Annotated in this window: 14 protein-coding genes; 11 read left to right on the top strand and 3 right to left on the bottom strand. The window is 63.1% G+C overall.

All coding sequences use genetic code 11. From position 1 onward, the window contains the following. Nucleotides 1–156: 156 nt before the first annotated feature. The gene (locus AC3WLT_RS14925) at nt 157–1,212 is read left to right on the top strand and encodes an asparaginase (RefSeq protein ID WP_492592484.1); all 1,056 of its coding nucleotides are present in this window, start codon (nt 157–159) and stop codon (nt 1,210–1,212) included. A 619-nt stretch (nt 1,213–1,831) separates the two neighbouring features. Here the strand turns inward: AC3WLT_RS14925 and AC3WLT_RS14920 are convergent. From AC3WLT_RS14920 to gcl, 3 genes are all read right to left on the bottom strand, one after another. Then, nucleotides 1,832–2,740 (bottom strand): 2-hydroxy-3-oxopropionate reductase, encoded by a 909-nt coding sequence (locus AC3WLT_RS14920; protein ID WP_492592483.1) that lies wholly within the window; start codon nt 2,738–2,740, stop codon nt 1,832–1,834. An 81-nt stretch (nt 2,741–2,821) separates the two neighbouring features. Further along, on the bottom strand, nt 2,822–3,631 hold the full coding sequence (gene hyi / locus AC3WLT_RS14915; protein ID WP_492592482.1) for a hydroxypyruvate isomerase: 810 nt from the start codon (nt 3,629–3,631) through the stop codon (nt 2,822–2,824). A gap of 139 nt (nt 3,632–3,770) precedes the next feature. Beyond that, a complete protein-coding gene (gene gcl, locus AC3WLT_RS14910) occupies nt 3,771–5,546 on the bottom strand; it encodes a glyoxylate carboligase (RefSeq protein ID WP_492592481.1) in 1,776 nt (591 codons plus the stop codon). 177 nt (nt 5,547–5,723) lie between these two features. Here gcl and AC3WLT_RS14905 point away from each other — a divergent pair, with 177 nt between their 5' ends. The 10 genes from AC3WLT_RS14905 to AC3WLT_RS14860 all read left to right on the top strand — a co-directional run bounded on the left by AC3WLT_RS14905 (nt 5,724) and on the right by AC3WLT_RS14860 (nt 13,694). Then, nucleotides 5,724–6,638 carry a LysR family transcriptional regulator gene (locus AC3WLT_RS14905; RefSeq protein WP_492592480.1) on the top strand — a complete coding sequence of 305 codons (915 nt, stop codon included), beginning with the start codon at nt 5,724–5,726 and terminating at the stop codon, nt 6,636–6,638. Between the two features lie 201 nt (nt 6,639–6,839). Next, nucleotides 6,840–7,697, top strand: a complete 858-nt coding sequence (locus tag AC3WLT_RS14900; RefSeq protein ID WP_492592479.1) for an RNA polymerase sigma factor — start codon at nt 6,840–6,842, stop codon at nt 7,695–7,697. Beyond that, nucleotides 7,687–8,607 (top strand): anti-sigma factor family protein, encoded by a 921-nt coding sequence (locus AC3WLT_RS14895; protein ID WP_492592478.1) that lies wholly within the window; start codon nt 7,687–7,689, stop codon nt 8,605–8,607. The genes AC3WLT_RS14900 and AC3WLT_RS14895 overlap by 11 nt, the downstream gene beginning before the upstream one ends. Before the next feature lie 279 nt (nt 8,608–8,886). Next, nucleotides 8,887–9,261: a 30S ribosomal protein S6 gene (rpsF, locus tag AC3WLT_RS14890; protein WP_006048823.1), complete on the top strand. Its 375-nt coding sequence runs from the start codon at nt 8,887–8,889 to the stop codon at nt 9,259–9,261. Between the two features lie 50 nt (nt 9,262–9,311). Next, a complete protein-coding gene (gene priB, locus AC3WLT_RS14885) occupies nt 9,312–9,611 on the top strand; it encodes a primosomal replication protein N (RefSeq protein WP_115099803.1) in 300 nt (99 codons plus the stop codon). A 2-nt stretch (nt 9,612–9,613) separates the two neighbouring features. Next, complete coding sequence (rpsR, locus tag AC3WLT_RS14880) at nt 9,614–9,889, top strand: 30S ribosomal protein S18 (protein WP_492592477.1); 276 nt, start codon at nt 9,614–9,616, stop codon at nt 9,887–9,889. Between the two features lie 27 nt (nt 9,890–9,916). Further along, on the top strand, nt 9,917–10,369 hold the full coding sequence (gene rplI / locus AC3WLT_RS14875) for a 50S ribosomal protein L9 (protein WP_492592476.1): 453 nt from the start codon (nt 9,917–9,919) through the stop codon (nt 10,367–10,369). 172 nt (nt 10,370–10,541) lie between these two features. Next, nucleotides 10,542–11,930, top strand: a complete 1,389-nt coding sequence (locus AC3WLT_RS14870; RefSeq protein WP_492592475.1) for a replicative DNA helicase — start codon at nt 10,542–10,544, stop codon at nt 11,928–11,930. A 127-nt stretch (nt 11,931–12,057) separates the two neighbouring features. Beyond that, the gene (locus AC3WLT_RS14865; RefSeq protein ID WP_492592474.1) at nt 12,058–12,684 is read left to right on the top strand and encodes a DUF47 domain-containing protein; all 627 of its coding nucleotides are present in this window, start codon (nt 12,058–12,060) and stop codon (nt 12,682–12,684) included. Continuing rightward, nucleotides 12,684–13,694, top strand: a complete 1,011-nt coding sequence (locus tag AC3WLT_RS14860; protein ID WP_492592473.1) for an inorganic phosphate transporter — start codon at nt 12,684–12,686, stop codon at nt 13,692–13,694. The genes AC3WLT_RS14865 and AC3WLT_RS14860 overlap by 1 nt, the downstream gene beginning before the upstream one ends. Nucleotides 13,695–13,707: the final 13 nt, after the last annotated feature.

Below are 13,707 nucleotides of genomic sequence, written 5' to 3'. Positions count from 1 at the left end.
CGGCCCGCTTTGACGTGCGCTTATGTGTGCGCTTAAATGTGTGCTCAGGTGCGAGATTCGGCGCGCGCCTTGATGCGGTCTAAATGAGCATAAAACGAACGGCAATGCGTTTTTAAACGCATTGCGGCGGGCGGCGCATCGCTTACAATCGCCGCCATGAATACTTTGACTTGCTCTTCCGCAACGCCTTCCGACGAAGGCAAGACGCCGCCGCCGTTGCCGCTGTTGCCTTGTATCGCCGTGCTGGCGACCGGCGGCACGATTGCCGGGGCGGCCGCGGACGCCACCAATACGTCCGGCTATCAGGCCGGCGTGGTCGGCGTCGATCAACTGCTGGGCGCGGTGCCGGCCTTGTCCGGCGTCGCGCGCATTCAATCCGAGCAGATTGCCAGCGTCGACAGCAAAGACATGGCGATGCCGCTATGGACCACGCTCGCGCAACGCATCAACACGCTGCTGGCGTCCGACGACATCGACGGCGTGGTGGTGACGCACGGCACTGACACGCTCGAAGAAACCGCCTATCTGCTGCACCTCACGATCAAATCCGCCAAGCCGGTCGTGCTGACCGCGGCGATGCGCCCGGCATCGGCGCTCTCCGCCGACGGCCCGCTGAATCTGCTCAACGCGGTGACGGTCGCCGCGCATGAGGCGTCGCGCGGGCAGGGCGTGCTGGTCGCGTTCAACAACAGGATTCACAGCGCACGCGACGTGGTCAAGACGAGCACTTACGCCGTCGATGCGTTCCATTCGCCGGAGATCGGCGCGCTTGGCTGGGTGCAGGACGGCCGTGTCGAATTCCAGCGCAGCGTGGTGCGCCCGCACACGGTCGCGACCGAATTCGTGATCGGCGCGAAGTGGCCGCATGTGGAGATCGTCGCGAGTTATGCGGGCGTATCGCGGATCGCCGTGGATGCGCTGGTCGCCGCCGGCGTGCGTGGCATCGTGGTGGCGGGCACGGGCAACGGCTCGATTCACGCGTCGATGCAGCAGGCTTTGGCCGATGCGGCTTCGCAAGGGGTCGCGGTGGTGCGTTCGTCGCGTGTCGGCTCAGGCCATGTGATGCGCAACGGCGCAGCCGCGGACGATGCGCTGGGTTTCGTCAGCGCGGGGTCGCTGAATCCCTACAAGGCGCGCGTGCTGCTGATGCTGGCGCTGGCCGCGGGCGGCACGGGTGCGGTGGCATTGCAGAAGGTGTTCGATACGTATTGACGCGGCGCTGACCAGGTCGCGCGTATGACGTCAAGCGAATGACGGCTCAATGAAAACGCAGCGCTCGCGGCATCTGCCCTGAGCGCCGCGTTGTCGTTTCCGCGTACGGCGATTGAATTGCCAGATTATTGAACCGGCGGAATCGCCAGTGCCTGACACGGTGGGGAAGAGGGCGGGTAGGTGCAAGCAGGCGGCGTGCATGAAACAGCCGCTGGGAGAAATTGGCGGCAAAAGCCTGTAAATGAGCCTGTACATGAGCCTGTAAATGAAATCCGACAGCCGGACACCCGACGACGACGTCTGACCGACCAAGGCTTCCCCGGCGCCGCCGGGTGCCGCTGCGGACCCCACTTGCCGCTCTCAGCCCAGAGCGGCACGATTTGCCCGGTCCGCCGCGCATGCCGCACGACTGACCGGGCGCCCCACCTGCGGTCGCCGTGACGATGACGATGCAACGGTCACGGCAACCTGTATGACATGCTTCATGTTGTGCTTCATGTCGTCTTTATGCGCTGCGTATGACGCTCGCTGCAGACTCCCCAATTGGCCTGTCGCGATTCGCTCCGATACGGCGGGTCGCATCTGCGACCCGTGCAACCGGCCTTTGCAGCAATGCGCGTCAAGCAGCCTTCGCTTCGCTGTCCGGCGCTTGCGCGACTTCGTAGTTCGCCATGATTTCGAGTGCGCGCACCATCGCCGAGTGATCCCATGCCTTGCCGCCGTTCGCGGCGCACACGCTGAACAGTTGCTGCGCGCTCGCCGTATGCGGCAGGGCGATGCCCAGCTTGCGCGCGCCGTCGAGCGCAAGGTTCAGATCCTTCTGGTGCAGTTCGATGCGAAAGCCCGGGTTGAAGGTGCGCCGGGTCATGCGTTCGCCGTGCACTTCGAGAATCCGCGACGAAGCGAAGCCGCCCATCAATGCCTTGCGCACGCGTTCCGGATCGGCGCCCGAACGCGAAGCGAACAGCAGCGCTTCCGCGACCGCTTCGATGTTCAGCGCGACGATGATCTGGTTCGCGACCTTGCACGTTTGACCCGCACCGTTGTCGCCGATCAGCGAGATGTTCTTGCCCATCAACTCGAACAGCGGCAAGGCCAGCGCGAAGGCTTTTTCCGGACCGCCGACCATGATCGTGAGCGACGCTTCACGTGCGCCGACTTCACCGCCGGATACCGGCGCGTCGAGGTAGTCGACGCCGAGCGCGTTGATCTTCTTCGCGAACGCCTGCGTGTCGAGCGGCGAGATCGAGCTCATGTCGATCACCAGCTTGCCCTTCGTGAGACCGGCGGCGACGCCGTCGTCGGCGAACAGCACGTTGGCGACGTCAGGCGTGTCCGGCACCATGATGATGACGATATCGGCGGCTTGCGCGACGGCGGTTGAATTGGCGACCACGCTGGTCGTCTTGCCCAGATCTTCCGGCACCGGATACGCGCCGTTCACGAACAGCGAGTGACCGCCCTTGATGAGGTTGCGCGCCATGTGCGCGCCCATGATGCCGAGGCCGATGAAACCGATCTTTGCCATGTTTCTGAATCTCCAGTGTTGTTGGGGTGGTGTGCCTGAGTCCGGCCAGACGGTCGACAACGCAGTCGGCCAATCGGTCGATCAGGCGGGGGCGTGGGCTGCGCCGCGGGTTTGCCCGGCCACGCTCTGCACCCAGCCGAGGCCGGCCGTGGTGGTCGTGCGCGGCTTGTATTCGCAACCGACGTAACCGTCATAGCCGAGCGAGTCGAGCAGATCGAACAGGAACGGGTAGTTGATTTCGCCGGTGCCCGGCTCGTTGCGGCCCGGATTGTCGGCGAGCTGGATGTGCGCGATCTGCGGCAGGTTCTTTTTGATCGTTGCCGCTAGCTCGCCTTCCATCCGTTGCATGTGATAGATGTCGTATTGCAGGAACAGATTGTCCGAACCTACTTCACGAATCACGTCGAGGCCTTCGCCCGAACGGTTCAGCGCGAAGCCCGGGATGTCGTACGAATTGCACGGCTCGACCAGCAGCTTGATGCCGGCCTTTTTCAGTTCTCCCGCGGCGAAGCGCAGGTTGTCGACGATCGTCGTGCGCGCCTTGTCCGCCTCCACGCCCGCGGTCGGGATGCCGACGAGGCAGTTCAGTTGCGGCACCTTCAGCGCCGTCGCGTATTCGATCGCGCGGCCGACGCCTTGCTGGAACTCGCCCACGCGATCCGGCAAACACGCGATGCCGCGTTCACCGGCTTCCCAGTTGCCCGCGGGCAGGTTGTGCAGCACGAGCTTCAAGCGGTTTTGTTGCAGGCGCTCGCTCAATTCGGCGATCTGATACGGATACGGAAACAGGAATTCGACGGCGTCGAAGCCCGCGTCGGCTGCCGCGGCAAAGCGGTCGAGGAACGGTACTTCGTTGAACAGCATGGTTAGATTCGCTGCAAATTTCGGCATGGTGCGTAGATCTCGCTGGTCGGTCAGTGGAGTAACTTCATGAGGCGCTTCAGCGGCGTTCAGCCGCTGCGCTGCTTAACGTTGCTGAACGTTGCGGAAGGTTGCTGAACCGCGCTCATGTGCTGCAAAGTCAGGAAGCTCAGTCGAGCATGCTGATCGCGGTCGGCGCGTCGGCGTGCTTTTCGGCCAGCTCCTCGAACTCGTTGATCGCGTCGATCTCTGTGCCCATCGAAATATTGGTCACGCGCTCGAGAATCACTTCGACGATCACCGGCACGTTGAACTCGGACAACATCGATTGCGCTTTCAACAACGCCGGCTTGAGTTCTTCCGGCTTGAACACGCGGATCGCCTTGCAACCCAGGCCTTCGGCGACGGCCACGTGATCCACGCCGTAGCCGTTCGTTTCCGGCGAGTTGATGTTCTCGAAGCCGAGCTGCACGCAGAAGTCCATGTCGAACGCGCGCTGTGCCTGGCGGATCAGGCCGAGGTACGAGTTGTTCACCACCACGTGCACGTACGGCAGCTTGAATTGCGCGCCCGCGGCGAGCTCTTCGATCATGAACTGGAAGTCGTAGTCGCCCGACAGCGCGACGATCGGACGTTGCGGATCAGCTGCACGCACGCCGAGCGCTGCCGGAATCGTCCAGCCGAGCGGGCCTGCCTGGCCGCAGTTGATCCAGTTGCGCGCTTTGTAGACGTGCAGGAATTGCGCGCCGGCGATCTGCGACAAACCAATCGTGCTCACGTAGCAGGTATCGCGGCCGAACACCTGGTTCATCTCTTCGTACACGCGCTGCGGCTTCATCGGCACGTTGTCGAAGTGCGTCTTGCGATGCATCGTGCGCTTGCGTTGCTGGCAGTCTTCGACCCATGCGCTGCGGTCCTTCAGCTTGCCGGCGGCCTTCCATTCCTGCGCCACTTCGACGAACAGTTCGAGCGCGGCCTTGGCGTCCGACACGATGCCCAGATCCGGACCGAACACACGACCGATCTGCGTCGGCTCGATATCGACGTGCACGAACTTACGGCCCTTGGTATACACCTCGATGCTGCCCGTGTGACGGTTCGCCCAGCGGTTGCCGATGCCGAGCACGAAGTCGGAGGCGAGCATCGTCGCGTTGCCGTAGCGGTGCGAGGTTTGCAAGCCGACCATGCCGGCCATCAGCGGATGGTCGTCGGGAATCGCGCCCCACGACATCAGCGTCGGGATTACCGGCACGCCGACGGTTTCGGCGAATTGCACGAGCAGGTCTTCCGCGGCTGCGTTGAGCACGCCGCCGCCGGAGACGATCAGCGGCTTGTCCGAATCGTTGAGCAGCGTGAGCGCGGCTTCGATCTGCTTTTTCGTCGCTTTCGGCTTGTACACCGGCAGCGGTTCATAGGTGTCGATGTCGAACTCGATCTCGGCGAGCTGCACGTCGATCGGCAGGTCGATCAGCACCGGACCCGGGCGGCCCGAACGCATCAGGTGGAACGCCTGCTGGAAGACGCGCGGCACCAGCGCCGGTTCGCGTACGGTGACGGCCCACTTGGTGACGGGCTTGGCGATCGATTCGATATCGACGGCCTGGAAGTCTTCCTTATACAGACGCGCGCGCGGCGCCTGGCCCGTGATCGCCAGAATTGGAATCGAGTCGGCCTGAGCGGAGTACAAACCGGTGATCATGTCGGTGCCGGCGGGGCCCGACGTGCCGATACACACGCCGATGTTGCCGGGCCGGGCGCGCGTATAGCCTTCGGCCATGTGCGAAGCGCCTTCGACGTGACGCGCCAGTACGTGGCTGATGTTGTCTGCCTTGCGCATGGCCGAGTAGAACGGGTTGATGGCTGCGCCCGGAACGCCGAATGCGGTGTCGATGCCTTCTTTTTCGAGCACCAGCACGGCTGCGTCGACGGCTCTCATCTTGGCCATGAATGTCTCCTGAATGTCTGGGGATGGGCTAAATAGGGTGTTGAATGCACTTTAGGGCCCACCTGAAGGTTTGATAAGATCAGTCCAGGTCGCTTATTTCGAAACAAAAAGTATGGAATGCCCGTGGGCTTTGGCTTCAGCGCGCGGCAGCACCCGAAAGACCGGCAGGAGACAGAAATGGACCGCTTCAAACAGATCGAAACCTTTGTGCGCGTCGCGGACGCGGGCAGCCTCGCCGCTGCCGCGCTGGAAGAGGGCGTGTCGCCGGTGATTCTCGGACGCCGCATCGACGCGCTCGAAAAGCGCCTGGGCGTCAAGCTGATGTACCGCTCGACGCGGCGCCTCGTGGTCAGCGAGGACGGCGCGGCGTTTCTGGAGCGCTGCCGCGGCTTGCTCACCGAATGGGATCAGGCGGAAAACGAATTGAGCGCGGGGCGGCGCGCGATCAATGGCCATCTGATCGTGTCGGCGCCGGCCGCGTTCGGGCGCAAGCACGTTGCGCCGCTCGCACCGGCCTTTCTCGCCGACAAGCCGGAACTCCAGGTGTCGTTCAATCTGACCGACCGGGTCGTGGATCTGGTGCGCGAGGGCTACGACCTGTCGATCCGCATCGGCGGCGCGGTCGATCCGAATTTCGTCGCGGTGAAGCTGGCGTCGAACCGCCGTGTGGTGTGCGGCACGCCGGAATACTTCCGCAAATACGGCAAGCCGAAAACGCTCGAGGACCTGCCGCACCACAACTGCCTCGCGTTCAACCTGCAAGGCGGCCAGAACCGCGGCTGGTACTTCCGCCGCAACGGCAAGCTGGCGACGGTGCGGGTGGGCGGCACGCTCGATTGCAACGACGGCGAGCTGCTGCATCGCTGGGTGTCCGAAGGGCTCGGGCTCGGCTGGCGCTCCACGTGGGAAATCCAGCAGCAGCTGGCGCGCGGCGAACTCGAAACCGTGCTCGACGAGTTCGCGTTGCCCGATTACGACATTCTCGCGGTCTATCCGCAGCAGCGTTATGTGCCGGCCAAGGTGCGCTACTTCATCGATTACCTGAAAGAGGTGTACGCCAGCAAGGATTACTGGAACCGCGCGACCTATTAGCGGCGCGGGAGCGTTTGCAGCCTCGGGCGCTCCTCGTGAGGCGTGGGCGGGGACCGGCGAGCGCCATCCCATTCCTTTTTCGCATTTTTCTGGCGGGGCGGGAATAAACTCGGAGCGTGGCCGGTCTTGTGGTGAGAGACGGTCATCACGCGTCAGCCAACCTGGTCACATCGCCTGGCCGCAATGCCCTGGAGGGCCGAGGTGGTCCAAACCGATTCACATGCCGTTCGCGCGCGCGACGATGCCGATGCCGACGCGATGAGGAGCCGCCGTTTCCAGCAACTGGCGCTGCCGCACCTCGACGCGGCGTATAACCTTGCGCGCTGGTTGTGCGGCAACTCCAACGATGCTGACGACGTCGTGCAGGAAGCGTTCATGCGCGCGTTCCGTTTCTTCGACACCTTCCGCGGCGAAACGGCCCGGCCGTGGCTGCTGGCGATCGTGCGCCGCACCTGGTACACGGAATGGCGGCGGCGTGCGTCGTCGCATGAAGTCGTCGAGTTCGACGACAGTATGGACGACGCCACCTTCGACGGCTGGAGCGCCGGCGGCGCCGATCCGCAGACACTGCTGATCCGCAACGAGGACGCGAAGCTGGTGCACGAAGCGCTGGCGCAGTTGCCGGTCGAATACCGCGAGGTGCTGATCCTGCGCGAACTGGAAGAGATGGGTTATCGCGAGATCGCGATGGTGGCCGACGTGCCGATCGGCACGGTGATGTCGCGGCTTGCGCGAGGGCGCCGCAAACTGGCCGCGCTGCTGACGGCGCTGCAAGGCGGCGGCCAGCCGGTGTCTGGCCTTCCGGCGTCCGCGCCGTCCGCGCACGGGGCGCCGCGGCCACCGCCGCATGCATGTCAGGCCGATCCGAACGACAGCGCCCCCGCCGCAGGCGAGGGCGGGACCGAGCCGGGCGGGCCGCCGCGCGCTGCCATGTCAGCCGCGCGCGCAGCACCGACGGCTTCCGTATCACCGCTCCGGGCGGTCTCCAACGCCCGGCCGTCCAATGCCCCCGGCGCGAGTGCCGCCGGCCTCACTCAGGAGACGCCAGATGGACTGTAACGAAGCGCGGCCGCTCCTCGATGCGAGCGCCGACCGCGAACTGCCGGCACCGGACGCATTGCGCGTCCAGCAACACATCGACGGCTGCGACGCCTGCCGGCGCGAAAGCGAAAGCCTGCGCGCGTTGAGCGAGTCGCTGCGCGCAGCGCCGTATCACCGCGCACCGGACTGGCTGCGCGACCGGATCGTCGCATCGCTGCCGGCCACCGACAATACCGTCTCCGCGACCGCGGCCCGCAAGCCGGCACCGCGCAAACCGCGCTGGCTAGCCAGGCTGCATGGCTGGCTGGATAGCCGGCGTGGTCCGCAAGGCGGCTTGGGCCGGCCGGTGCAGGCGGGCGCTCCGGGGCGTCTGATCGCGCAAGGCTGGCTGGTGGCGCTGGTCGTCGCCCTATGTGCGGTGGCGGCGGGCGTCACGATGAGTCTGCGCCGTCCGGCGGAGTTCGCGCCGTTCGCCGACGAATTGGTCGAAAGCCATGTGCGCGCGCAGTTGTCCGGCCACGACATCGATGTGATTTCGACCGACCGGCATACGGTCAAGCCCTGGTTCAACGGCCGGCTCGACTATTCGCCACCGGTCGAGGATCTGGCCGCGAGCGGTTTCGCGCTGGAAGGCGGGCGGCTCGACTACATCGCGCATCAGCGGGTAGCGGTGCTGGTGTACCGCTATCGCAAGCATGTGATCGACGTGTACGTGTTTCCCGAGGGCGGCGCGGCGGCCGCGGGCCTGCGCGGCAACGGGCCGGCTTCGCCGGCGCCGACCCGCGAAGGCTATGCGATCGCCCACTGGAACGCGGAGGGCATGACCTGGTGGGCGATTACCGACGCCGCGCCCGATGCGTTGAGCGGGCTGGAAACCGCGTTGAAGGCGCGTCTGCAAGGCGGCAGCGAGCGCACGGAAGGCGGCTGAGACGGTGGAAAAGGCGGCAAAAGGCGGAAAAAGGACGCAAAAGGACGCCGGGAGGGACGCCGGAAGGGCGCCAGAAAGACCGCGGGCGAGCTTCGGACTTGCCGGCCGCCTTGGGCCGCCGCTGCCCGCCACCGCCTAAACCCTTGAAAACACACCCGAATCACGCGTCGCATTAACGGGATATCTTGCAACCCGGCCCCAATCGGGTTACACTCTTTGGCTTCTCGCTTGCCACACCGGTTCCGACGCCCGGGTGGCTTTAATCCACAAGGAGTGTGTATGCGTCATTATGAAATCGTCTTTATCGTGCATCCCGATCAGAGCGAGCAAGTGCCCGCCATGATCGAGCGTTACAAGAGCACGATCACGTCGCACGGTGGTCAGATCCATCGCATCGAAGACTGGGGCCGTCGCCAACTGGCCTACATGATCGAGAAACTCGCGAAGGCTCACTACGTCTGCATGAACATCGAATGCGACCAAACCACGCTCGACGAGCTGGAACACGCATTCAAGTTCAACGACGCTGTTCTGCGTCACCTGATCGTCAAGATGAAGAAGGCCGAAACCGGCCCGTCGCCGATGATGAAGGAAGTGCAGCGCGAAGAAGCCAAGAAGTCGGCCGCTACGCAGCCGTCCGAAGCGCAGGCTTAAGACACACTATTTAAGCTACCAGACCAAGCGTCGTTCTCGCCAAAGGGTACATGAACCGGCTGCAACTCACAGCCAGCGTCGTCGAACGCGAACCGGTGCGGTATACCCCCGCCGGCGTTCCGATTGCAGGCTGCACGTTGCACCACCGTACGGAAGTCGTCGAAGCCGGCATTGCCCGGCAAGTCGAACTGACCATGCCGGCGGTAGCCGCGGGCGAGGCGAGCGGTAAGCTGGAAAGCTGTCCGATGGGCGTGGAAACGCTCTTCACAGGCTTCCTGGCAAAGAAACACCGCAACGCAAGAACTCTGGTATTTCACATCACAGCATTGCAGGACATTGGAAAGGACTGAACATGGCCCGCCCGACTGGTAAGAAATTCGACAAGCGTCGTCAGCAACAAAATCCGCTCTTCAAGCGCAAGAAGTTCTGCCGTTTCACGGCCGCAGGCGTCGAGTACATCGACTACAAGGACCTCGATACGCTGAAGGACTTCATCGGCGAAAACGGCAAGATCACGCCGGCGCGTCTCACGGGTACGAAGTCGCACTATCAACGCCAGCTGGATACGGCAATCAAGCGCGCACGTTTTCTCGCGCTGGTGCCGTACACCGACCAGCACAAGGCCTAACCCGACGACGCGATAAGGAGCATCCGAATGCAAATCATTCTTCTGGAAAAAGTCGTCAATCTGGGTAACCTGGGCGATATCGTGAAGGTCAAGGACGGTTACGCACGTAACTTCCTGATCCCGAACAAGCAAGCTCGCCGTGCAACGAAGGAAGCCCTGGCTGAATTCGAAGTCCGCCGCGCTGAACTCGAAAAAATCGCCGCTGAAAAGCTGGCTGCCGCTCAAGCTCAAGGCGAAAAGCTGGCAGGCTCGACGGTTCAGATCGGCCAGAAGGCCGGCGTCGACGGCCGTCTGTTCGGCTCGGTGACGAACGCCGACATCGCTGACGCACTGGTCAAGCAAGGTTTCACGGTTGAAAAGGCGCAAGTGCGTCTGCCGGAAGGTCCGCTGAAGATCGTTGGCGACCATCCGGTGCAAATCTCGCTGCACACCGACGTGCTCGTCGATGTGACGGTGTCGGTGCTGGGCGAACACGTCTAAGACGACCGCGTCCAGGCATCAGATAGCATCTGCCAGGTTGTTGCTGGCAAAGGGCAGGGGCCGGGTGACCGGCCCCTGCCTTTTTTGTGCCCGGTTTTGGTGCCGGTCCGGCTGCAATGAAGTATCGGTTTTTGATTTCCTCCGCGCGCATTTACCCCGATAATTCCTCCCCATGAACGCACCGTCCAAAGATCCCCAACTCGAGTCGCTGAAAGTCCCGCCGCATTCGATCGAGGCCGAGCAATCGGTGCTGGGCGGCTTGCTGCTCGATAACGCCGCATGGGACCGCATCGCCGACTTCCTGTCGCAGAGCGATTTTTACCGCTACGACCATCGGATCATCTTCGAACACATCGGCAAGCTGATCGCGGCCACGCGTCCGGCCGACGTGATTACGGTCTACGAGGCGCTCGGCACCTCGGGCAAAGCGGATGAGGTCGGTGGTCTTGCCTACCTGAACGCGCTGGCGCAGAACACGCCGAGCGCGGCCAATATTCGTCGTTACGCGGAAATCGTGCGCGATCGCGCGGTGTTGCGCCGTCTCGTGTCGGTGGCCGACGAAATCTCGGCCGACGCGTTCAATCCGCAAGGCAAGGAAGTCCGCCAGTTGCTGGACGAGGCGGAGTCGAAAGTGTTTTCGATCGCCGAAGACGGCGCGCGCGGCACTCAGGGCTTCCTGGAAATCGGGCCGCTGCTGACCGAAGTAGTCGAGCGGATCGATACGCTGTATCACACCGCCAATCCGAGCGACGTGACCGGCACGCCGACCGGTTTTGTCGACCTGGACCGGATGACCTCCGGCATGCACGGCGGCGAATTGATCATCGTCGCGGGCCGGCCGTCGATGGGTAAAACAGCGTTTTCGATGAACGTCGGCGAATACGTGGCGGTCGAGTACGGTCTGCCGGTCGCAGTGTTCTCGATGGAAATGCCGGGCACGCAACTCACCATGCGTATGCTCGGCTCGGTTGGCCGGCTCGACCAGCACCGCATGCGAACCGGGCGTCTGACCGATGAGGATTGGCCGAAGCTCACGCACGCGGTGCAAAAAATGAGCGAGGCGCAGATTTTCATCGATGAAACCGGCGGCCTGAATCCGATGGAATTGCGCTCGCGCGCGCGCCGGCTGTCGCGCCAGTGCGGCAAGCTGGGCCTGATCATCATCGACTATTTGCAGCTGATGAGCGGTTCGTCGTCGGGCGAGAACCGCGCGACCGAAATCTCGGAAATCTCGCGTTCGTTGAAGAGTCTCGCCAAAGAACTCGATGTGCCGGTGATCGCGTTGTCGCAGCTGAACCGGGGCCTGGAGCAGCGTCCGAACAAGCGGCCGATCATGTCGGACCTGCGCGAATCCGGCGCTATCGAGCAGGACGCGGACGTGATCCTGTTCATCTACCGCGACGAGGTCTACAACCCTGACAGCCCGGACAAGGGTACGGCGGAAATCATCATCGGTAAGCAGCGGAATGGTCCGATCGGACCTGTTCGCCTCACGTTCCACGGTCAATTCACGAAGTTCGACAATTTTGCCGGTGCGCAGAATTTCTACGGCGGGGACTGACGCGAGCAGTAAAGCGATATCGGCGCCGGTGTTGTAACGACGCTTTCAAAAGTGCGACATCGATCCCGGAACGGTACAATGTGGCGGTTTTATGTCAGCCATTACGTGGCCAATTTCCGGGATCCCAATGTTCGGTCGTTTCATGCCCACCGAGGGCAAGTTCTTTGAAATTTTCAATGCGCACGCAAAGTGCATCGTCTCGGCGAGCCGCGAACTCGAGCTGCTGATCGACAATCTGCAGGACGCCGAGACTCATAAGCAAAACGTGCAGAAAGCCGAGAAGGCCGCTGACAAGCTCACGCACGAAACCATCGACCTGCTGCACAAGACTTTCATCACGCCGCTGGACCGCGACGAGATCCACAAGCTGATCACCACGATGGACGACATCCTCGATCTGATGGAGGACGTCGCCACCGCTATCTCGCTGTACGACGTGCAGGCGGTGACCTCGGAAGCGAGCCAGCTGGCGCACATCTGCACGGCCACGTCCGAGCGCGTGCAGTTCGCCGTCAGCCTGCTGTCGGACATGAAGCAGGCGAGCCAGATTCTGAAGGCGTGCGAGGAAATCGACCGTCTGGAATCGGAAGCCGACCGCGTGCTGCGCTCGGCGATGTCGAAGCTGTTCCGCGAAGAAGACAACGTCAAGACGCTGATCAAGCTGAAAGCGATTTACGAACTGCTCGAAACGATCACCGACAAGTGTGAGGACGTAGCGAACATCATCGAAGGCATCGTGCTGGAAAACGCATAATGCAATCGATACAACTCGCTATCTGGGCGGTCGCCGCCCTGGTCGCCGTCGCGCTGATTTTCGACTTCATGAACGGCTTCCACGACGCGGCGAATTCGATCGCCACAGTCGTGTCGACCGGCGTGCTGAAACCGCAGCAGGCCGTGGCGTTCGCGGCGGCATTCAACGTCGTCGCGTATTTCGTATTCCATCTGAAAGTGGCGCAGACGGTCGGCAAGGGCACGATCGATCCGGCTATCGTCGATCACTACGTCATTTTCGGCGCGCTGGTCGGCGCGATCGGCTGGAACGTCATCACCTGGCATTACGGCATTCCGTCCAGTTCGTCGCACGCGCTAATCGGCGGGCTGGTGGGCGCGGCGCTCGCCAAGTCGGGCTGGAGTTCGCTCAATCTCGACGGTTTGATGAAGACGGTGGCTTTCATTTTCATCTCACCGCTGCTCGGTTTCGTGCTCGGATCGTTCTTCATGCTGGCGGTGTCGTGGGTCTATTTCCGCACGCCGCCGAGCAAGGTCGACCGGCGTTTCCGGCGCTTGCAACTGCTTTCCGCGGGTTTGTATAGCCTTGGCCACGGCGGCAACGATGCGCAGAAAACCATCGGCATCATCTGGATGCTGCTGATCGCGACCGGCTATGCGTCGTCGATTGCCGATGCGCCGCCGTTGTGGGTGATCGGCGGCTGCTATCTGTCGATGGGTATCGGCACACTGTTCGGCGGCTGGCGGATCGTGCGCACGATGGGACAGAAGATCACCAAGCTGAAGCCGGTGGGCGGTTTTTGCGCGGAGTCGGGCGGGGCGATCACGCTGTTTACCGCATCGTGGCTCGGCATTCCGGTGTCCACCACGCATACGATCACCGGCGCGATCGTCGGTGTCGGCGCTACGCAGAAGCTGAGCGCGGTGCGTTGGGGCGTGGCCGGCAACATTGTCTGGGCGTGGATTCTGACGATTCCGGCCTCCGCGGCGCTCGCCGCGGCAGGCTGGTGGCTCGGCCACCGCTTCCTGTAAGCGCGGGCAAAGC

Source organism: Paraburkholderia sp. FW306-2-2C-D06C (assembly GCF_058781505.1).
The sequence above is the reverse complement of the archived record's forward strand: the minus strand, read 5'-3'. Positions and strand labels throughout refer to the sequence as shown.

Coding starts and splice junctions, on each gene's coding strand:
- AC3WLT_RS14925 (WP_492592484.1), top strand. CDS start 157: ATGAATACTTTGACTTGCTCTTCCGCAACGCCTTCCGACGAAGGCAAG.
- AC3WLT_RS14920 (WP_492592483.1), bottom strand. CDS start 2,740: ATGGCAAAGATCGGTTTCATCGGCCTCGGCATCATGGGCGCGCACATG.
- hyi (WP_492592482.1), bottom strand. CDS start 3,631: ATGCCGAAATTTGCAGCGAATCTAACCATGCTGTTCAACGAAGTACCG.
- gcl (WP_492592481.1), bottom strand. CDS start 5,546: ATGGCCAAGATGAGAGCCGTCGACGCAGCCGTGCTGGTGCTCGAAAAA.
- AC3WLT_RS14905 (WP_492592480.1), top strand. CDS start 5,724: ATGGACCGCTTCAAACAGATCGAAACCTTTGTGCGCGTCGCGGACGCG.
- AC3WLT_RS14895 (WP_492592478.1), top strand. CDS start 7,687: ATGGACTGTAACGAAGCGCGGCCGCTCCTCGATGCGAGCGCCGACCGC.
- rpsF (WP_006048823.1), top strand. CDS start 8,887: ATGCGTCATTATGAAATCGTCTTTATCGTGCATCCCGATCAGAGCGAG.
- priB (WP_115099803.1), top strand. CDS start 9,312: ATGAACCGGCTGCAACTCACAGCCAGCGTCGTCGAACGCGAACCGGTG.
- rpsR (WP_492592477.1), top strand. CDS start 9,614: ATGGCCCGCCCGACTGGTAAGAAATTCGACAAGCGTCGTCAGCAACAA.
- rplI (WP_492592476.1), top strand. CDS start 9,917: ATGCAAATCATTCTTCTGGAAAAAGTCGTCAATCTGGGTAACCTGGGC.
- AC3WLT_RS14870 (WP_492592475.1), top strand. CDS start 10,542: ATGAACGCACCGTCCAAAGATCCCCAACTCGAGTCGCTGAAAGTCCCG.
- AC3WLT_RS14865 (WP_492592474.1), top strand. CDS start 12,058: ATGTTCGGTCGTTTCATGCCCACCGAGGGCAAGTTCTTTGAAATTTTC.
- AC3WLT_RS14860 (WP_492592473.1), top strand. CDS start 12,684: ATGCAATCGATACAACTCGCTATCTGGGCGGTCGCCGCCCTGGTCGCC.